Genomic DNA, 19,282 nt, shown 5'->3' on the forward strand with positions numbered 1-19,282 from the left:
TGATTAATAGCGTTGTTGCTGCGATGTTGCTGCCTGTCAGTGTCGCGGGCATGTGTGAGGGGATGGAGTCAAATCACCTTTCAGTTGGCATGGCCCTTGATCAAGGACTCAGTGCGGTGATTGAATGGGATGACCAGTATCGAGCGACCCTAGGGAATGATGGCATTGCCTTTGACTATATTCTGGCAAGCGGAGAGTGGCGAGACGACTTGCCTATTCACTGGTACGTGGGTGCCGGTGCTTGGAGCGAATGGGATCATGATGAATTTGGCGCACGGGTTCCGCTAGGCCTGAACTGGAATTTAGGTCACGACTGGGATGCGTATGGGGAAATTCAACCGCAACTGGATCTCTATAGTGGCCCTGAATTGAAAATTGGGGCGGCTGTCGGCGTTAAGTACACATTTTGAACGCATAAAAAGCCGGCCTAGATGGCCGGCTTGTTTATTTTTGGCCTATCACTCTTGTTTATTCATCGCTTTTTTGATGCATATTGCAGCACCTCCCCAAGTAATGCCCAAACCCAGTACCATCATTATTATTGCGCCTGTTGTCATTATTTGGACTCCTTACGGTGAGTGGCGTTGATCAATACACCAATGATAAATAAGCCAGCGATCATCGCCCAGCCTAAAGTTAAATCGTAACCGCCGTAACCTTCCGTGAATAGGGCGTGGAGCTTGGTTGCTAGAATAATTGCCAGCATTATCGGCGTAACAAAACGTAGGCAAGCAATAAACCAAGTGCCGATCGAGAAGTCGGAGATGTCATTGACATATTGACGTACATCGCCCACTTTATTGAGCAACCATGCCATCAACATAATTTCGACAAAGCCGCCCACCATGATTCCAACGTTGTTGGCGAAATGATCGACTAAGTCTAGCAGTAGTAGGCCGCCATTGGTGGCGAAAGCCATCGAGACGACCACGCCGACACCGACAACAACACTGGCTGCTTTTTTACGGCTCCAATGAAGTTTATCGATAATGGCGGACGTGACGGCTTCCATAATGGAAATATGTGAACTTAAACCAGCGACAACCAAGGCAAAGAAAAATAAAGGACCAAGGATGTATGGCGCAGGCAATAAATTGATTGCAGCTGGAAGTGTTACAAAGGCAAGCCCGACACCTGCCGAAACCACTTCAGTGATCGGTTTGCTTTGTTCCTGAGCCATATAACCCAGTACTGAAAAGATCATAATGCCGGCTAAAATTGAGAAGCCGCAGTTAATCAGCACCGTCATAAAAGCATTATTAGTAATATCTGATTTTTCAGGCAGATAACTGGAGTAAGCCAGCATGATGGCGAAACCGATACTCAAGGTAAAGAAAATTTGCCCATAAGCTGCTGCCCAGACTTTAACATCCCAGATTTTGCTAAAGTCAGGCTCGAACATGTAGTTGACACCATCAAGTGCGCCTGGGAGAAATACCATTCGGCCAATCAGCAGCAGCACCATGATAAACAGAATGGGCATCATGATCTTTGAGGCGCGTTCGATGCCGGCTTTAACCCCACCGACAATCGCAGCATACGTGATAGCCCAAGCGAGTAGCATTGCGAATGCAATCTTCCACTGAATGCTGCCTAAATTGGTTGGTGAATTGTCACCTAAATTAAGGTATTCACTGAAGAAAAAGGCATTGGTATCGGTTCCCCAACCTTGGTTGAAGGACAGACCAAAATAGGAAATGGCCCAGCCAATCACGGCGACGTAATACACGGCGATCACGGCCGCGACACCGACCTGAAACCACCCAAGCCATTCAAACTTTGAGTGAATCTTAGACAGAGTTCGTGGTGCACTTCCTCGATACTTCTGACCCATACTGAATTCTAGGATCATAAAAGGGATACCGGCGGTCAGCATGGCAAAAAGGTAAGGGATAAAGAAGGCGCCACCGCCATTTTCATAGGCCATATAAGGGAAACGCCAGATGTTCCCTAAGCCGATAGCTGACCCCACTGCGGCTAAGATAAACCCAGCGCGGGATCCCCATTGTTCTCGTTTCATAAATGACTCCTGTCAGTCTGTACACTGAGAGTAAAGTTATCTAGTAGTGTGACTCAGACTGAACGGCAGTCTGAGCGTTAACTCGTTACAAAGATGACACAGTTGTCAATGAATGAACTAGTGTTTAATTCTCTTTGTTTAACTATTTTATGGTTTATTACACTGTAGATTAGGCTTTATATCAGTTTTTTATTCTTTATATTGGAATGTGTGTCTGCTCAAACTGAAATAATCAGCTGCGCTTAGGCAAAGACTAACTACTAATACGGTTTAAATCAATAGATTGTATTGGTAAATGGATGGTTGTCATATGGTTTTAAAATTGTATTTATCATTAATTTTTAGTGATAAGCATTGCTAATTTATAATTATTTAGTCTGGTGTCTTTGTATTTGTTGAAATTTTAAAATATAAATCTTTCTTAGCCTGTAGCGGGTATGACTGAAATTAGATCGAATTATTAACATTTTTAACAATTTATCAAGCAGAGGTTGGCAGTTCCAGCCAGTGATGTGAATATGGAATAGGTCTTGTGTCGTCTCGCTCTCGTGTCGGTTAACTGTGATGGTAACACCATAATTACACACTAAAAAAGAGGAATAATTGAAGATATCTCACATCGATGTTATTAATTTGTTATAGAGGAGAGTGCTATGGAACATGAATTTAAATATGCGTTGGCGATCGCGATCACTGTGTTGACCGTTCTGATTGGTTTTGGTGTCGTCGCCATCACGTCAGCATAGGAGCAGACTGATGGCGAATAGCGGTGTTGTCACCAACGCTGTTGTCCAATTGGATACTCAACGCCTAGCCCAGTATACGGGTGGTAAGAATGCTTTGGTGGCTCAGGGTGGTGGGCAGAGAGGTATTTTTACTTCTGGTGTTTTGGATGCCTTCTTGCTGTCTAATTTTGATCCCTTCCATACGTTTTATGGGACTTCGGCAGGTGCCTTAAATTTATGTGGTTACCTTTGTCGTCAGCAAGGTATCGGACGCTCATTTATTCTTGATTTGACCACGGATCCTCAGTTTTTCAATCTATTTCGCTATATCCGTCGCAAACAATATCTCGGCATCGATTGGGCACTAGATAAAATCAGTGCTGCTCCCTATCAGCTTGATATTAAGACCGGGCGTCGGGTGCTGGCCAATCGACAGGCCTTTGCGGCAGTGACAGATACGGCACGCTTATTTGACCACTATTTACCCATGCTGCAACAAGATTGGAAAAAGGTGTTAATCGCCACCTGCGCTATTCCCAGACTTTATAATCAAGCTATTGAGTTCGAACAAGGCTCGTACGTCGATGGGGGAGTGTCGGCCTCTATTCCGGTACAAGAAGCGTGGCGCAAAGAAGCTCGGTGTATTGTCGTGATAAGAACCGAAGGTGATGAGGTAGAAATTCCCCCCGAGGAAGCTATGGCTGAACCTCCAGTTCAATGGTATCGAGATTCCTTTAACGGGCTGCAGGAGCAGTGGCAACAACGATTGACGCAATGGAAATCTGACTGGGGAGCTTTTGTTACCGAGCAACTGCAACGTTCTAAAGAAGAGAAAATGACGCACGCAAAAGCAGACTCTCTCAACGGAGGGCGTTGGTTGTTTGGTGCTGATGACATTTATCGTCTCAGTTACTTGCTTGGGGAAAAGTTTGATTCTGGGTTAGCCGATATGTTGATGGTCCATTTTCAGACCTACTCCCTGACACAAGACTTTTTGCATAACCCGCCTGATGATTGTTTTATTATCCAGATAAAACCGGAAAAGCCTTTGCTTTCTAGTCCTTTGATGAGTGATCGTGAATCGTTACTCCATGATTATCAAATGGGTCTGGATTCGGGTTTCCGGTTTGTAGAAATGTTTTCCCAAGTGGTTTCTAAGTAACCACTTGGGAAGCCAGAGGGCTTTTTGATTGGCATAATTAGAGGTTCGGATCACGCGCAGAGTATTCTCATACAGTTGGTAGATCCGACGACATCCATCATGTCACCTTGAGTGGTAATGACGATATCGCCTTTGTCGACTAGCCCCTTGTTTTTTAAGCACTCGACCGCGGCTTGCGCCGTGGTTAACCCCGAATCGCCTTTTGAGTCGAAATAAACGGGAAAGACCCCGCGATAAAGGGCGATGTGGTTGAGCGTACCTTCATTGCGTGACAACGCGAAAATAGGTAACCCGGAACTCAGACGTGACACCATCAGCGCAGTGCGGCCTGATTCTGTCAGCGTAATAATGCCTTTGACGCCTTTCATGTGATTTGCGGCGAACATAGTTGACATGGAAATGGTTTCTTCACTGGTGTGAAAAACGGTGTCCATACGGTAGTTGGAACGGTTGATTGCTGACATTTTCTCCGCCCCAAGGCACACTTCCGCCATTGAACGTACGGTTTCCAGCGGGTATTTACCCGCTGCGGTTTCGCCTGACAGCATCACTGCGTCTGTCCCATCTAAGACGGCGTTGGCAACGTCCATAACTTCCGCTCGGGTAGGCATCGGGTTTTCCATCATCGACTCCATCATCTGGGTCGCGGTAATCACAGTTCTATTGAGGCTTCTGGCTCTTCTGATCAATTGTTTCTGTACACCGATTAATTCCGGGTCGCCAATTTCGACGCCTAAGTCACCGCGAGCTACCATTACCGAGTCGGATGCGAGAATGATGTCATCAATGTTCTCGTCGCTTGCGACGGTTTCAGCGCGCTCGACCTTGGCGACTAGTTTTGCCTCCAAGCCTGCGTCCCGAGCTAAGCGGCGGGCATACTTCATGTCTTCCCCATTACGAGGAAAGGAAACGGCGAGATAGTCTACTTTGATTTGTGCAGCAATTTTAATGTCGCTTTTGTCTTTTTCGGTGAGCGCATCAGCCGATAAGCCGCCGCCTTTTTTATTGATGCCCTTGTTATTGGATAAGGGGCCACCAATGAGGACTTGAGTGATGACCTGATTGCCTGAGACTTTCGTGATTTGGAGCTGCACTCTTCCATCATCGAGCAGTAAGATGTCTCCTGCGGAGACATCTTTAGGCAGAGCTTTGTAGTCAAGGCCAACAGCGCTTTGACTGCCCTCTCCAGCGGGTAAATCACTGTCGAGAACGAATGCATCACCAACTTTGAGGTGTATCTTTTGTTCCTTGAAGGTTGAAATACGAATTTTGGGCCCTTGTAAATCCCCAAGAATGGCGACGTGGGTCCCTTGTTGAGCTGCGATATTACGTATCTTAATGGCGCGTTGGATATGTTCATCGGCTGAACCATGAGAAAAGTTCATACGAACAACATTGGCTCCGGCTTGAATGATCGCTTCAAGCATCCCTTCTTCGTCGGTTGATGGACCTAAGGTTGTCACGATTTTCGTTCTTCTTTGGATTGAAGTCATGATAATTTCCTTGAACATGCCATCTCGGCATTATGAGTAAAGGTTATTGGATAAGTATATGCAATATATTGAGATATGAGAGCGCTAGACCCATGTTATCTTGGGAAAAAAGACATATTTATTAATGCAAAAAAATACAGTGTTATTTGTGATCTAAGCACTGCAATTTGACTTAACACGCAAAGAATCATGTTTATCCGTGACGTTTGTCACGGCAATCTACCAAAGCCCTTCACAATTACTTCGCAAAGTAAAAAAATTGCTCGGTTGTTGTTATTCGGAGTAGACCATGTACATGGCTCAACCAGGCCATATTGATCATATTAAACAGGTCAATGCTGGCCGTGTTTACAAACTCATTGATCAAAAAGGTCCTATTTCTCGAATCGATCTGTCAAAAGAGAGTGGGCTTGCTCCGGCGAGTATTACCAAAATCACACGTGAATTGATTGCCGCTCATCTTATTCATGAAACGACCGTTCAGGAAGCGACCAGTCGAGGTCGCCCTGCGATTGGATTGCAAGTGAATAATCAAGGTTGGCAGTTTCTCTCAATGCGTTTAGGGCGTGGTTATCTGACCATTGCTCTACATGAGTTGGGTGGTGATGTTCTCATTGACACAAAAATTGACATGCATGAAATAGATCAAGAGGACGTGGTTGCTCGCCTTCTGCATGAAATCGACGAATTCTTTCAAACCTATGCCCAGCAACTGGATCGTGTGACCAGCATCGCCCTGACTTTACCGGGTCTAGTCAACTCCGAAAAGGGGCTGGTCCTACAGATGCCTCACTACAATGTCGAAAATTTATCTCTTGGGCCTGAAATTTACAGAGCGACGGGTTTACCAGTATTTATCGCTAATGATACTCGAGCTTGGGCTTTAGCGGAAAAACTCTTTGGCCACTCTCAGGACAACGATAATTCGGTCTTGATTTCGATTCACCATGGTTTAGGAGCGGGGATCATTCTCGATGGCCGCTTGCTTCAAGGTCGTCACGGAAACATTGGTGAACTCGGGCATATTCAGATCGATCCTCAAGGAAAACGTTGTCATTGCGGCAATCGAGGTTGTCTTGAAACCGTTGCAAGCTCGCAAGCTATCCGTGAAGAGGTAGCCAAACGACTGAGTCGTGGAGAGCCTTCTCTACTGGCTGAGATCAACGAGGTTTCAATTGAAGATATTTGCGAAGCCGCAGCAAATGGCGATCCTTTGGCGGTGGATGTGGTTGAAACACTGGGAGGATACTTGGGAGCGGCGATTGCGATTGTCATTAACCTGTTTAATCCGGAAAAAATTCTCATCGGTGGGGCGATTAATCAGGCCAAAAGCGTTCTTTATCCGGCAATCCGTACCTGTATTCAACAGCAGAGCATGCCGGTTTATCATCAGGATCTTGAAGTGGTCGAATCTCGTTTTTACAAACAAGCCACCATGCCCGGAGCCGCACTGATAAAGCAGGCTCTCTATGATGGTTTGCTACTAATGAAGGTGGTAGAAGGTTAAGCCGATTACTATTAAGCTTTATCTTTTATCTAAACCCATATAACCTTCAAGTTGTATGGGTTTATTTTGTTTAGCCTGACTTTAGGCTATTTTTGATATATTACAAAGTAGTAGAGAGATCCTATGTCCGGAGTTTTAAATAGCGTTGACCAGCGAACGAATCTTGTTGGTGAAAACCGATTAGAACTGTTGCTGTTTAGTCTTAATAGCCGTCAGCTTTTCGCGATCAACGTTTTTAAAGTTCGTGAAGTGATTAAAGTCCCCCCAATGACGAAAATGCCGGGCTCCCATCACAACATCACAGGTGTTGCTTCTTTGCGTGGCGTCTCGGTCCCTGTGATTGATTTGCGCAGTGCGATCGGTTTTCCGGCTCCTCGTGAGGAGGATCAGGAGCATAATCTGATTATTACCGAGTACAACCGTTCGGTGCAGGGCTTTTTAGTGGGTAATGTACGTAATATCGTCAATACGGCTTGGACAGAGATCCAGCCACCACCTAAAACCGTGGGTAGAGCGAATTATCTTACGGCGATCACTCACATTAAAAGTAATGATCGGCAAGAGATCGTAGAAATCATTGATGTCGAAAAAGTGCTTGCTGAAATTATCGACTATGACGTATCCATCTCTGACGGGGTTTTGGATGAAGATCTCGCCGCGCAAATGATTGGAAGAAACGTCCTGATTGTTGATGATTCCTCAACCGCGCGCTCGCAAGTCAAAGGGACTCTTTCTCAACTCGGGCTCAATATTTTGGAATGCCGTGATGGTCTTGAAGCGCTTAGGCTGATCAAAGGTTGGAGCGAAGAAGGTAAAGATGTGCCTCGCGAGCTACTGCTGATGATTACCGATGCGGAAATGCCTGAAATGGACGGCTATAAATTAACGCATGAAATTCGCAGTGATCCCAAACTGAAAGATCTTTATATCACCTTGAACACGTCGTTAAGTGGTAGCTTTAACGAAGCCATGGTCAAAAAAGTGGGCTGTGATCGGTTTATCTCTAAATTTCAGCCCGACTTGCTGGTAGAAGTGGCGCAAGACCGTTTGCGTGATGTGTTGTCAAAGCACTAAACGTAGTAGGGAGTCATTCGTAGGCTCCCTTTTTTGAGGGTTTAGTGGAAGTCTCTCGATTGGCTATTGAGTCCCGTGAGTTTGTCCGTCAAATCAATTAAGCGGCCCGCAATAATATGTATGACGTCCCCTTCTTTTTCTAGGATGCCTTTGACCATCATGATCTTCGCCGTTAAATAGGCTTTTTTCTGGGCCTGGGCAGTTGCTTTCCATACCACGACATTCATGTTTCCACTGTCATCTTCCAAAGTAAAAAAAGTGACGCCTGCGGCTGTGCCTGGCGATTGTTTCCCCGTCACCACTCCAATGATGGTCACCATAGATTGGTGAGCTTTATGGACAAGATCTTTTTTTCGGGTGAAAGCATGAATGAGACCCGCCTGTTCTAGTAACGTGACAGGGTGTTGGTTTAATGACAGCCCAAGCGATGCGTAGTCTTCAAGTAAGCTACTAAGCTGTGAAGGTTTCGGCAGTGCGTTGTCTTGTTGATTGGCAAGGGACTGAAATAAGGGTAAATCGGATAAAGAATCCATCATTGCCCAGCGGGTTTGAAAGCGGTTTTCGGTAAAGCATTGCATCGCATTGGCCGATGCCAGACGTTCCAGATCTCGTTGATTTAGTCCTTGGTGTTTGAGTTGGTTGGGATGTTGAAAGCCTTGCTGAGGACGGGCTTTCAGTAATTGAAGTGCGCTTGTTGTGCTGAACCCTTTGATTTGGCGCAACCCTAATCGGATAGCCAGCCTCTTACCACATGGCACCACTTGGTGATCATACGTCGAGTGGTTTACGCAGACCGGAAGGACAAGAACTCCGTGCCGCTGTGCATCTTGAACCAGTTGTGATGCACTATAAAACCCCATGGGTGAGCTATTGAGAATGGAAGTATAAAAAGCTTCGGGGTAATAATATTTCAACCAAGCTGAGCAATACGCAAGCACGGCAAATGACGCCGCGTGACTTTCGGGAAAACCGTATTCACCAAACCCCAATATCTGAGCAAAAAGGCGCTCGGCAAAGGCGTGTTCATAGCCCCGGCTTAGCATCCCTGTGATCAACCTGTCTTTGAATTTCATCAGATGGCCATTCTTTTTCCAGGCTGCCATTGCTCGGCGTAATTGATCAGCTTCACCGCCACTAAACCCTGCTGCAACCATTGCGAGTTTGATGACTTGCTCTTGAAAGATAGGCACCCCTTCTGTGCGTGATAAGACGGCTTTGACTTCCTCTGAAGGGTAGGTGACGGCTTCAAGGCCATGACGACGTTTCAGAAAAGGGTGGACCATTTCTCCTTGGATTGGTCCAGGACGTACGATGGCAATCTGGATAACCAAATCGTAATAGGTTTGTGGTTTGAGCCTTGGTAGCATGCTCATTTGCGCTCTAGATTCAATTTGAAATACCCCGATAGTGTCTGCTTGCTGAAGCATACGATACACCTTGGGGTCGTCTTGCCTTTTCGTGATATCAGCGATAGTGAGATCGTGTTGATGAAAGCGTTGAATCAGATCGAAACATTTGGCAATGGCACTGAGCATACCTAATGCCAGAATATCGACTTTAAGCAGCTTGAGGCTTTCGAGGTCGTCTTTATCCCACTGAATGATTGTCCTGTCAGCCATAGCGGCATTTTCCACCGCGACGAGCTCATACAGCGGCCCTGCGGCAATGACAAACCCACCGACATGTTGAGACAGATGACGTGGAAAGCCAATAATATCATTGACCAAATTAATGAACTGTTCACCTTTGAGAGAGGCAGGATCAAGGCCCAGCTCAACAATCTGTGCTTGCCAACCCAGCGCGGGATCGCGGCGATTGACATTGTTTATAAAGTAATTGAGTTGGCTTTCCTCAATCCCCAGTGCTTTACCGACGTCTCGAACGGCACTCTTAAAACGATAGGTGATGACAGTGGCGGCGAGGGCGGCACGCTCCCGACCATATTTTCGATAAATGTATTGAATCACTTCTTCTCGGCGTTGGTGCTCAAAGTCGACATCAATATCGGGTGGCTCATCTCGTTCTTCACTGATGAAACGTTCAAATAACACGGAGATTTGTCTTGGGTCTACGGAGGTTATTTCCAGACAATAGCACACCACGGAATTGGCAGCTGAGCCTCGTCCTTGATACAGAATATGTTGCTGCTTGGCGAACATGACAATGTCGTGAATGGTTAGAAAATAGTAGGCGTAGTTGAGTTTTTCTATCAGGGTTAGCTCTTTGGTTATGATAGCGTCAATGTCTTGGGGAGTGCCTTCTGGAAAGCGAAAGGTTTTACCGTGTTCAACCAGTGTGCGCAAATGACTTATCGGGGTTTCGCCTTGAGGAACGAGTTCACTGGGGTATTGGTATTTCAGTTCACTAAGGTCAAACTCACATTGCTTGGCAAGAGACACACTGGCGGCGAGCCACTCGGGTTTAAAAAGTTTGGTCAGTTTTTCTTTACTGCGTAACGTTCGCTCAGAGTTGGTCAGTAAATGCCCCGATAGGCTTTCAATATTGCGGCCATGTTTGATCGCGCTGAGAGTATGTTGCAAGGGAAGGCGAGTCGCGCTGTGCATTAATACGCCGCCACAGGCAGTGATCGGCAGATCAAGCCTCTGAGCCAGTTGCTCACAATGCTCAATAGATGCTTTTTCATCGGCATTGAGGTGACGCTGTATGCCGACCCATAACCGAGTGTGATGGTGTTGCTTGAGCCAACGCCCCCATTGCTGATCATCGGGCTTGTTGCAAGGCAGCCAAACGATCAGGCAGTGATGTACTGACATTAAATCCCATTCAGAGAGTTGATACTGGCCTTTTTCCGATCGTCTTCTCGCATTGGTAATGATACGGCACAGCTCTGCATAGGCTTTGCGGCTCGGACAAAGCAACACTACCTGACACTCTGTATTGAGCCACAACATACTGCCGATGATAAGTTTGATACTTAACTGGTGCGTTTGGATCGTCCGATAAGCCCGTACAACGCCGGCCACTGAACACTCATCCGTAATGGCCAGTGAATGATAACGTAAAAAGTCAGCTTGGAGGATCAACTCTTCGGCGTGGGAAGCGCCCGTTAGGAATGAAAAATTGGTTTGGCAGAACAGTTCAGCATACGACATACAGCTCACCCGATTAGCAAAATAAGCCATGCAAGAACCATTGCATGTCATGATTACGAAAAACCCATAACCAACGGCCGTGGTCACTCTGCGCGATAAAGTAGTCACGGGTGATTTCTTCACCATCCCACCAACCGGTGACAAAGCGCTCCGGTCCATGGGTTATGCTGACTTTTTCGGCCAAAGGCTCAGGAGCAGGTAACATCATAGAAGGGCGTAAGTAGGTTGGGGAAAACGGGTGAGTAATATTGATCTCCGGTGGGCAAAATCGCGTTGATTTTTCAGGTCTGGGATCTTGCGTCAAAGCCAGTTTATGAATATGACCATTGCCTAGTTTAGCCTGTAATGTGCTGATCAATTCAATACTGGTTTGCTGGCCTTTATATCCCGTGAACATATCCTGACTGGTGGATGCTAGCTCGCCGCCGCGCTTGACTGTGAGTGTCAATCCTTGGACAGGCGCATCCAGCTTGATGGATTCCATCGTTAACTGACACAGAAGCGCCCAACGCGCAGCAAGATAGTCACCACAGGCCGAAGTAAAAAACAGGGACGTGCGGGTTTGATCGCGTTGTTGAAGCGCCATTTCCAATTCGTAAGCAACCTGATTACGTAACATGAGGAAACCTTCCAGTTTGACCAGCAGTTGTTTCAACGGCTTTTCTAATCGCTGGACATTATCTACATCGAACAAGAGTTCCAGAGAGCATTGAAAATATTGGGGTGGGTGATAAAAGTCCACGGGATGCTTGAATTGTCCCATTAATCGTCCGACATAGTTGACCAGTTCGATATCAAAACGTCTGGCAATTTCCTGCATGGGAAGCGCCAGTAAATCTTGCAGAGAATGGACGCCGACACGGGATAATTTTTCCCGCTGTTTATGAGTAAGCTCAGTGGCATTAATCGGATGACGTATGAGGGCGTCATACAGTTGGTCGTGGTTTTGGCTGATCAATGCGCTGCCCGACTTCGCCAGAAGAATGGCAGACAAAGGGGAAAATCCTGTCGCATAACGAAAATCAAGATTCAGGCATTGAAGGTGCTGGGAGATATGATGCCAATATGAGTCTAAGTCACCATAAAGCGAGAGCATATCGGTGACTTTGAGGAGAAGTCCTTGTGGTGGGCATAACACCAGATCAGAGGTGACGCTATACAGCCACTGAGCGATATCAACCAGAGTCCGCTGTTCAATGCTCTCATCATAGGGGTGCACGTGTAATTGATGACACAGAGCACTGGCACTGCCCAAGCCTATGCCGATTTGGATGCCTTGTGCTTGTGCCGCCGGATTCGCTTGTACGATCTTAAAATGCTTACCATCAACGACCACTAAAGGGTGGTTGGCTTGATCAGAATATAATGCATCAAGCTGTAGAGAAGGAAAATGTAGATACAACCAAAGTGGCATGATCAGCCCTGCTTCTTCAGAGGAAAAGGTAAGATCACAGAGTGGCCATGGCAATGTGTTAATGAAGGCCAACGTGTGCTCATATCAAGAATAAAGCGAGTGTGAGGCCAGCCGCCTTTACGTTTAGTAATACAGATTTCCAATCCTGATGGGTGGGGAAGTAAGCGCATACTTAGACTTACAGGAAGAGAAAAGGAGCGTTGTGCTTCAGAGCGTAATAAGAAGGACAGGCAGTGCCCCGTTTCACTGGCGACTTGCAGACGCCGTGCCTGATGGACCTCCAGCTCGGAATGCCATAAAAGCACATTACTGCAAGCACCGCTCTTCAAACACTGTTCTGCGGCCCACAAGGCTTCATGCTCAGTGTTAGGATAGAGCAGTAAAACCTGGTTTAAGTCCAAGCCTTGGGTGGCTAGCTGCTGCGCACAAAGATATCCCGGTGGCTGAATGAAAACAGATAATCGCTCCCCGCTGCTCTTTTTCATATGAGGCAACAAAAGGCGAAGCTCGCCGATGCCGCAAAGGGATTGGATCTCAACGACTCCGTGGAGTGGGAAGCCGCCTTGCAAATTTTGATCAAGTAAGGCGTATCCTGTTGAGTGATGATCGCGGGATTGCGGAATCTCACTCCCATGCCAAAGCCATTGTTTTTGTTTGAGGTGTTCGATCAGTTTGGACATAATTATTTACCTGTATATAAACACAGTATAAATGATTGTGAATGATCAGCAAGGGGGGAGAAAATTAAGTGAACAAAAAAACGCCTAGTGTAAACACAAGGCGCTGAATAAAATAAAAAGTTTTTATTACTTATTTGGGTTGAGCATCAATGCATTGCCCATGGATATGTTTGCCCTCTGGTGCCATCAAAAACAGGTAGAGAGGCATGATTTCTAAAGGCGTTTTTAAGCGTTCGCTTTCTTCCGCTGGGTAAGCTTTGGCACGCATACCTGTACGAGTCCCACCGGGATTAATAGCATTGACTCTGATTGGCGTCTCGCTCAACTCGTCGGCAAGAATTTGCATCATCCCTTCAGTGGCAAACTTAGAGATGGCGTAGGTGCCCCAAAATGCACGACCACTATGGCCAACGGTGGAAGAGGTAAAAATAACACGGGCATCATTGGTTTGATGTAATAGCGGTAAAATCGCTTGAGTCATCAAGAAGGGCGCTTTTACATTCACCTGCATAACATCATCATAGGTATCTTCACCGATTTGATCGAATGGACTCAATACGCCTAATAGGCTGGCGTTATGCAATACTCCATCGAGTCGGCCAAATTGGCTACTGATCGTATCGACCATATCCACATAATTTTGTTTCGTCGCGCCGTTCATATCCAGTGGAATGATCGCCGGTTGAGGGTAACCAGCGGCTTCAATTTGATCGTAAGTGTGTTCGAGTTTTTTGACGGTTCGGCCTAATAAAATGACCGTTGCACCGTGTTGGGCAAAAGTGATGGCGGCTTGTTTCCCAATACCGTCACCAGCACCAGTGACGAGAATGGTTTTGTTTTTTAAAGCATCAGTAGAGACGGAATAATCCACAACATGCGTCCTTATTGTAATGTTCTTCTTTATGAATCCGCAAGATGATGGTTACAATACACGAATTCGTACATTAGGGGATATCACATTGGAATTTTTGTTGGACTACGGGCTATTTTTGGCCAAGATTGTGACTGTGGTGGTTGCAGTGATTGCGGTGTTAGTTATAGGTAAGGCCGTAGGAGGTAAGAGTGGTGCGGCAAAGGGTGAGCTTGAAATTACCAACCTGACCGAGCAACACAAGCATACTGTTGAACAACTTGAGTATCATCTACATGATGAGTCTTATCTTAAAGCACGTGATAAAGCAGAGAGAAAGAAAGAAAAAGAACAAAATAAAGCGCGTGATAAAGCGGTGAAAAAAGCCTCGAAAGAGGGGGAATTGGATAGTCAACGTGAACCACATGTGTTTGTCCTCGATTTTAAAGGCAGTATTGATGCAAAAGAGGTGGCCTCACTGCGTGAAGAAGTGACGGCCGTACTGGCTGTCGCCAGTGAGGGCGATGAGGTTTTGCTCCGTTTAGAATCTGGTGGTGGCATGGTTCATGGTTATGGTTTGGCTTCCTCTCAGTTGGATAGGATTAAAGCGGTCAATCTACCATTGACGATTTCGATCGACAAAGTGGCGGCCAGTGGCGGTTATATGATGGCGTGCATTGCGGACAAAATTGTCTCGGCGCCTTTTGCGATTGTCGGCTCTATCGGTGTGATTGCCCAGTTGCCAAACTTTAATAAAGTACTTAAGAAGTATGATATTGAATATGAGCAACTGACCGCGGGTGAATACAAACGCACCCTGACCATGTTTGGTGAAAATACAGATAAGGCACGCGATAAATTCAAGCAGGAGTTGGAAGAAACTCACGGCTTGTTCAAAGACTTTATCCGAGAGCGTCGGCCAGAGTTGGCGTTGGATCAAGTCGCGACGGGTGAACATTGGTTTGGTACGCAAGCTCAGCAATTAGGTTTGGTCGATGATATTAAAACATCGGATGAATTGATCGTGGGGGCTTGCAAAGAAAAAACCGTGTTGGCGGTTCATTATGTTGAGAAGAAAAAGCTGACATCTAAGCTGGCGGGTCTGGCGGGCCAAGCGGCAGATAATGTTCTGATGAAGCTTATCGATAGAGGCCAACGGCCAATCGTCTAGCCTTATTTAGGACGGGTCACTTGATGTAAAAAGGGCCCCTCAGAAGTGAGGGGCCCTTTCTTTTTCGATGTTATGAGACTTTTGGTTGAGCGTTATTGGGTTTGCGATGTGTCGGCCGACGGTGTTTCTGACTGTTATTGGCCGATGGTGTTTGAGTTTTCCCTTCACTCGACGCTGCACTATTGCCTTTCGCTGTGCTGTCACCGTTTGATTTTTTTTGTCCAAAGTGGCGTTTATTTTTGCCCGCAGGTTTGTGCCCGCGCGCGTTGTCACCAGAGCGTTGGCCGTCAGCATGTCCAACTTTGGGTTTCTTTGGTGTCTTCGGTTTGATAGGACGGGTATCCAATCTTGACTCAGGGAGTGTATTGACAGGGGCATAACCGTCTAGCTCAAGGCGGGGCAGGATCTGTTTGATCAGTCTTTCGATGCCAAATAGCTCACTGGCTTCATCGGCCTCTACTAATGAGATGGCTTTACCCACTTCGCCAGCACGTCCGGTTCGGCCAATACGGTGGACATAATCTTCGGAAATATGAGGCAAATCAAAATTGACGACCTGAGGCAACTGTGGAATATCGATACCGCGGGCGGCAATATCCGTCGCCACCAAAACGCGTACGTCACCGGATTTAAAGTCTGCCAGCGCCTTAGTACGTGCCCCTTGGCTCTTATTACCGTGGATAGGCGCAGCGGTGATCCCTTGTTCGTTCAGGTGGTACGACAGCTTGTTAGCGCCATGTTTAGTGCGGCAAAAAACCAAAACCTGTTTCCAATCACCATCTTTGATAAGTTTAACCAGCATCGGGGCTTTTTTACGCTTGTCTGCTGGGTAAATACATTGTTCTATCGTGGTTGCCGTCGAGTTGGCCGGAGTTACCGACACTTCAACGGGATCATTGACTAAGCCTTTGGCTAGTTCACGAATTTCGGTCGAGAACGTGGCCGAAAACAGCAAGTTTTGACGTTTTTCTGGTAAAAAAGCGAGGATTTTACGTATGTCACGGATAAAACCCATGTCCAGCATACGGTCTGCTTCATCGAGAACCAGTACTTCAAGCTGAGAAAATTTGATGGCATTTTGCTGGTAGAGATCGAGTAGGCGCCCTGGAGTGGCGACCAAAACATCAGTGCCTTTGCGCAGCTTCATCATTTGTGGATTAATTTTGACGCCACCAAAAATCACATTCGATGTTAGACGCTGGTAGCGACTGTATTTAGAAACATTTTCCTGAATCTGAGCGGCAAGTTCACGCGTTGGTGTCAACACTAAAGCACGCACATGATTGCCTTTTACTTGAGTGCCATTATCAAGAAGTTCAAGAATAGGTAACGTGAAACCAGCTGTTTTACCTGTGCCTGTCTGGGCAGCGGCCATCACATCTTTGCCGGCTAATACGGCGGGAATGGCTTGCTCTTGAATTGGAGATGGTTTGTCATAACCCTGATCTTCGATGGCTTTGAGGATTGGGGCAGAAAGGCCTAAAGCGGTAAAACCCATAAATAGTTCTCTATATAAGGTGAGCGGGGTGCTCTGGCAAGGTACATCTGCCAGCAAAAGGGCGCCATTCTGAGGCCTTTAGCTGGGAACATCAACAGAAATTATTGCTGAGAGCCTTTCTGATTCACTAAAGAGTGTAGCTGACGTACCGTGAAAGCGAGCACGAGACCACTTATCGTACCAAACATATGCGACTCTACCGCCACTCTGGCCCCAATCAGTTCTGAGGTGCTCTGTGATGCACCCATGGTCATTTCCCATGTGACTTTTGCGATCACTCCGAGCACTAGCCAGCCACTGCTGCTGCGCCCTTCGAGCCATTCTTTGAGCGCATAGTAGGCGAAAAAACCGTGCAGAGCGCCAGATAAACCGACATACGTTGACATATTGCTCATCAAATTGAGTACACCGACCCCTAAGCTCACCCCGAGTAGCACCCACATCAATGATAACGATTTAGGTCGAAATAGATAACTTATCACCCACAGGCCAGCGAGGTTCATGCCTAAGTGAGTAAAGTTGGTGTGGGTGAAGTTTCCTGTTAGGATCCGCCACCACTGATCGTCAAAAATCAGTGTTCGATTCCAATAAGTCAGGTTTGCCAGAGGCTCGAACTGTGCTCCAATGCAGGCTAAGCTGACGGCAATTAACACAAGAAGTAAATGCACGCTATGTCCCGATATTGTTTTGAATGTGGTAAATCACTCAAGGCTTGTATTTGTGAGTCGATACAAAGACTAACATCGAATGTTGAGTTGGTCATCTTACAGCATCCGACAGAAACCAACAGGCCGATGGGCACCGCCCGTATTCTCACTTTGTCTTTGCCGAACAGTCATCTGTTCAAAGGCGAATGCTTTTCCGAGCATACGGCGTTTAATGACTTGTTGGCTGACAACCGTTACCAACACTTTGTTCTGTATCCAGGTCAGTCGTCAACCAGCTATGATCAGGTAGCTAAGCACGTCGCCACTCAGAAAAAAGTTCGCATCATTTTACTCGATGGGACTTGGAAGAAAGCGTATAAAATTTGGCAACTGTCTGATAACTTAAGAAACTTGCCACTCATCCACCTCCCTGAAAATATTGACGGTAACTACCGTATTCGAAAAGCGCCGAACGATAATAGCGTGTCAACGGTAGAGGCGGGTTACCATATTCTGTCGTTGTTGCAACCTGAGCAAGATTTCTCATCATTGATTACGGTGTTTAATCAGATGGTTGATTTTCAAATAAAGCAGATGCCACCGGGGGTATTTGCAAAAAATTATCAATAATGCGTCACGCGGTGCCATTCACCAACTAAACTTGAATCCAAGTTCTTTGCTGTCCATCGACGTAGGTAAGAACACAATAAATAGTGTGTCGTCATTGTCTCTGTCAGTGATCGGTACAATGAACCTTCGATAACCTGTCGACTCATGGCGGGATTGTCTAGCTGAAACTTCAGATGAAGAACAGTAAAGAGCATTATGTCTCTCCCTCTTGTCGTAACGGCTTGCATTCGATCGAGAAAAGCACTCGTTAGATACCCATCTTATTGGAATGGAGACGCAGCGTGAATCAAACTACTTTTATTCAACAATTGCCTAAAGTCGAACTGCATTTGCATATTGAAGGCTCTCTTGAGCCTGAAATGATGTTCGAGTTAGCTCAACGAAATCGGGTACCTTTACCGTTTAAAACGCCTGAAGCCGTTAAAGCAGCCTACGAATTTAACGATTTACAGTCGTTTCTTGATATCTACTATCAAGGTGCGAATGTCCTTATTTATGAGCAGGACTTCTACGATCTGACTTGGGCATATTTACAGCGCTGTCATCAGGATAAGGTAATCCACACGGAAATCTTTTTTGACCCGCAAACTCATACTGACAGAGGCATTGAATTTTCGACAGTGATCGAAGGGATTAACCGTGCCTTGCAACATGGACAAGAAAAACTTGGCATCAGTAGCCGTATCATTATGTGTTTTTTGCGCCATCTGGACGAGGAAAGTGCGTTTGTGACGTTAGAGCAGGCACTGGCGCACAAGGACAAAATCGTTGCAGTCGGCTTAGACTCGGCAGAGCTTGGTCATCCCCCAGAGAAATTTACTCGTGTTTTTTCTAAAGCGAGGGAGGAGGGCTTTTTAACGGTCGCTCATGCAGGTGAAGAGGGCCCCGCCAGTTATATTTACGATAGTTTAGAATTGCTTAAAGTGAGCCGAATTGATCATGGGGTTCGTTGCAGTGATGATAAGACGTTGGTGGCAGCACTGGCGGACTCAAAAGTCCCGTTGACGGTGTGTCCACTATCCAACACCAAATTGAAGGTCTTTGAGCAAATGGCGGATCACAACATTGTGGAACTATTGCGTTTGGGAGTGTGCGTGACGATCAATTCTGATGATCCTGCGTACTTTGGTGGGTACATGACGGACAATTTTGTAGCGGTTGCACAAAGTCATGCCTTAGAAAATGATGAGTTGGCACAATTCACCCGCAATGCGATTGAGGCAAGCTTTATTAACTACAATGAAAAACAAGCACTTACTGATGTTTTAAACGCATATCTGGCTAGCCAAAATAGATAA

General features: G+C 46.3%; 17 protein-coding genes. 8 read left to right on the forward strand and 9 right to left on the reverse strand.

The window, feature by feature from the left end; translation table 11 throughout:
- The first annotated feature begins 23 nt into the window (after window positions 1-23).
- A complete protein-coding gene (locus tag HLM86_RS01785; protein WP_390225203.1) occupies window positions 24-410 on the forward strand; it encodes a hypothetical protein in 387 nt (128 codons plus the stop codon).
- Between the two features lie 48 nt (window positions 411-458).
- Here HLM86_RS01785 and HLM86_RS01790 read toward each other — a convergent pair whose 3' ends face one another.
- Together HLM86_RS01790 and HLM86_RS01795 are read right to left on the reverse strand one after the other, a co-directional pair.
- Window positions 459-557, reverse strand: coding sequence for a MetS family NSS transporter small subunit (locus tag HLM86_RS01790; RefSeq protein WP_143678096.1), 99 nt, complete (start codon window positions 555-557; stop codon window positions 459-461).
- A complete protein-coding gene (locus HLM86_RS01795; protein ID WP_076585205.1) occupies window positions 557-2,020 on the reverse strand; it encodes a sodium-dependent transporter in 1,464 nt (487 codons plus the stop codon). The genes HLM86_RS01790 and HLM86_RS01795 overlap by 1 nt, the downstream gene beginning before the upstream one ends.
- Before the next feature lie 653 nt (window positions 2,021-2,673).
- Here HLM86_RS01795 and cydH point away from each other — a divergent pair.
- Window positions 2,674-2,766 (forward strand): cytochrome bd-I oxidase subunit CydH, encoded by a 93-nt coding sequence (gene cydH, locus HLM86_RS01800; RefSeq protein ID WP_143678094.1) that lies wholly within the window; start codon window positions 2,674-2,676, stop codon window positions 2,764-2,766.
- Window positions 2,767-2,776: 10 nt separating this feature from the next.
- Window positions 2,777-3,907: a patatin-like phospholipase family protein gene (locus HLM86_RS01805; protein WP_076585203.1), complete on the forward strand. Its 1,131-nt coding sequence runs from the start codon at window positions 2,777-2,779 to the stop codon at window positions 3,905-3,907.
- Between the two features lie 50 nt (window positions 3,908-3,957).
- On the opposite strand, the gene pyk is transcribed toward HLM86_RS01805, so the two are convergent.
- Entirely contained in the window at window positions 3,958-5,400 is a 1,443-nt protein-coding gene (gene pyk, locus HLM86_RS01810; RefSeq protein WP_170882109.1) for a pyruvate kinase, read from the reverse strand.
- A 289-nt stretch (window positions 5,401-5,689) separates the two neighbouring features.
- Here pyk and mlc point away from each other — a divergent pair, with 289 nt between their 5' ends.
- A complete protein-coding gene (gene mlc / locus HLM86_RS01815; protein WP_170882108.1) occupies window positions 5,690-6,907 on the forward strand; it encodes a sugar metabolism global transcriptional regulator Mlc in 1,218 nt (405 codons plus the stop codon).
- A 123-nt stretch (window positions 6,908-7,030) separates the two neighbouring features.
- A complete protein-coding gene (locus tag HLM86_RS01820) occupies window positions 7,031-7,981 on the forward strand; it encodes a chemotaxis protein CheV (protein ID WP_076585197.1) in 951 nt (316 codons plus the stop codon).
- A gap of 41 nt (window positions 7,982-8,022) precedes the next feature.
- On the opposite strand, the gene HLM86_RS01825 is transcribed toward HLM86_RS01820, so the two are convergent.
- The 4 genes from HLM86_RS01825 to HLM86_RS01840 all read right to left on the reverse strand — a co-directional run bounded on the left by HLM86_RS01825 (window position 8,023) and on the right by HLM86_RS01840 (window position 14,059).
- Window positions 8,023-11,094, reverse strand: a complete 3,072-nt coding sequence (locus tag HLM86_RS01825; RefSeq protein ID WP_170882107.1) for an error-prone DNA polymerase — start codon at window positions 11,092-11,094, stop codon at window positions 8,023-8,025.
- Window positions 11,095-11,107: 13 nt separating this feature from the next.
- Window positions 11,108-12,508, reverse strand: coding sequence for a Y-family DNA polymerase (locus HLM86_RS01830; protein ID WP_170882106.1), 1,401 nt, complete (start codon window positions 12,506-12,508; stop codon window positions 11,108-11,110).
- Window positions 12,509-12,510: 2 nt separating this feature from the next.
- Window positions 12,511-13,188, reverse strand: a complete 678-nt coding sequence (gene imuA, locus HLM86_RS01835) for a translesion DNA synthesis-associated protein ImuA (RefSeq protein WP_170882105.1) — start codon at window positions 13,186-13,188, stop codon at window positions 12,511-12,513.
- Window positions 13,189-13,318: 130 nt separating this feature from the next.
- Window positions 13,319-14,059, reverse strand: a complete 741-nt coding sequence (locus HLM86_RS01840) for a YciK family oxidoreductase (RefSeq protein WP_170882104.1) — start codon at window positions 14,057-14,059, stop codon at window positions 13,319-13,321.
- Window positions 14,060-14,147: 88 nt separating this feature from the next.
- Between HLM86_RS01840 and sohB the strand changes: the two genes are divergently transcribed.
- The gene (gene sohB, locus HLM86_RS01845; protein ID WP_076585967.1) at window positions 14,148-15,209 is read left to right on the forward strand and encodes a protease SohB; all 1,062 of its coding nucleotides are present in this window, start codon (window positions 14,148-14,150) and stop codon (window positions 15,207-15,209) included.
- Window positions 15,210-15,279: 70 nt separating this feature from the next.
- On the opposite strand, the gene HLM86_RS01850 is transcribed toward sohB, so the two are convergent.
- Entirely contained in the window at window positions 15,280-16,707 is a 1,428-nt protein-coding gene (locus HLM86_RS01850) for a DEAD/DEAH box helicase (RefSeq protein ID WP_170882103.1), read from the reverse strand.
- A gap of 101 nt (window positions 16,708-16,808) precedes the next feature.
- Window positions 16,809-17,375: a rhombosortase gene (gene rrtA / locus HLM86_RS01855; protein WP_170882102.1), complete on the reverse strand. Its 567-nt coding sequence runs from the start codon at window positions 17,373-17,375 to the stop codon at window positions 16,809-16,811.
- A 3-nt stretch (window positions 17,376-17,378) separates the two neighbouring features.
- On the opposite strand from rrtA, the gene HLM86_RS01860 reads away from it, so the two are divergent.
- The gene (locus HLM86_RS01860; RefSeq protein ID WP_076585185.1) at window positions 17,379-17,984 is read left to right on the forward strand and encodes a tRNA-uridine aminocarboxypropyltransferase; all 606 of its coding nucleotides are present in this window, start codon (window positions 17,379-17,381) and stop codon (window positions 17,982-17,984) included.
- A 281-nt stretch (window positions 17,985-18,265) separates the two neighbouring features.
- Window positions 18,266-19,282 carry an adenosine deaminase gene (locus HLM86_RS01865; RefSeq protein WP_170882101.1) on the forward strand — a complete coding sequence of 339 codons (1,017 nt, stop codon included), beginning with the start codon at window positions 18,266-18,268 and terminating at the stop codon, window positions 19,280-19,282.

The organism is Vibrio ostreicida, from assembly GCF_013074385.2.
GTDB classification, from domain to species: Bacteria; Pseudomonadota; Gammaproteobacteria; order Enterobacterales; family Vibrionaceae; genus Vibrio; species Vibrio ostreicida.

Excerpts from the sequence above, each read along its gene's own strand:
- HLM86_RS01785 (WP_390225203.1), top strand. The coding sequence starts at position 24 with ATGTTGCTGCCTGTCAGTGTCGCGGGCATGTGTGAGGGGATGGAGTCA.
- HLM86_RS01790 (WP_143678096.1), bottom strand. The coding sequence starts at position 557 with ATGACAACAGGCGCAATAATAATGATGGTACTGGGTTTGGGCATTACT.
- HLM86_RS01795 (WP_076585205.1), bottom strand. The coding sequence starts at position 2,020 with ATGAAACGAGAACAATGGGGATCCCGCGCTGGGTTTATCTTAGCCGCA.
- cydH (WP_143678094.1), top strand. The coding sequence starts at position 2,674 with ATGGAACATGAATTTAAATATGCGTTGGCGATCGCGATCACTGTGTTG.
- HLM86_RS01805 (WP_076585203.1), top strand. The coding sequence starts at position 2,777 with ATGGCGAATAGCGGTGTTGTCACCAACGCTGTTGTCCAATTGGATACT.
- pyk (WP_170882109.1), bottom strand. The coding sequence starts at position 5,400 with ATGACTTCAATCCAAAGAAGAACGAAAATCGTGACAACCTTAGGTCCA.
- mlc (WP_170882108.1), top strand. The coding sequence starts at position 5,690 with ATGTACATGGCTCAACCAGGCCATATTGATCATATTAAACAGGTCAAT.
- HLM86_RS01820 (WP_076585197.1), top strand. The coding sequence starts at position 7,031 with ATGTCCGGAGTTTTAAATAGCGTTGACCAGCGAACGAATCTTGTTGGT.
- HLM86_RS01825 (WP_170882107.1), bottom strand. The coding sequence starts at position 11,094 with ATGTCGTATGCTGAACTGTTCTGCCAAACCAATTTTTCATTCCTAACG.
- HLM86_RS01830 (WP_170882106.1), bottom strand. The coding sequence starts at position 12,508 with ATGCCACTTTGGTTGTATCTACATTTTCCTTCTCTACAGCTTGATGCA.
- imuA (WP_170882105.1), bottom strand. The coding sequence starts at position 13,188 with ATGTCCAAACTGATCGAACACCTCAAACAAAAACAATGGCTTTGGCAT.
- HLM86_RS01850 (WP_170882103.1), bottom strand. The coding sequence starts at position 16,707 with ATGGGTTTTACCGCTTTAGGCCTTTCTGCCCCAATCCTCAAAGCCATC.
- HLM86_RS01860 (WP_076585185.1), top strand. The coding sequence starts at position 17,379 with ATGTCCCGATATTGTTTTGAATGTGGTAAATCACTCAAGGCTTGTATT.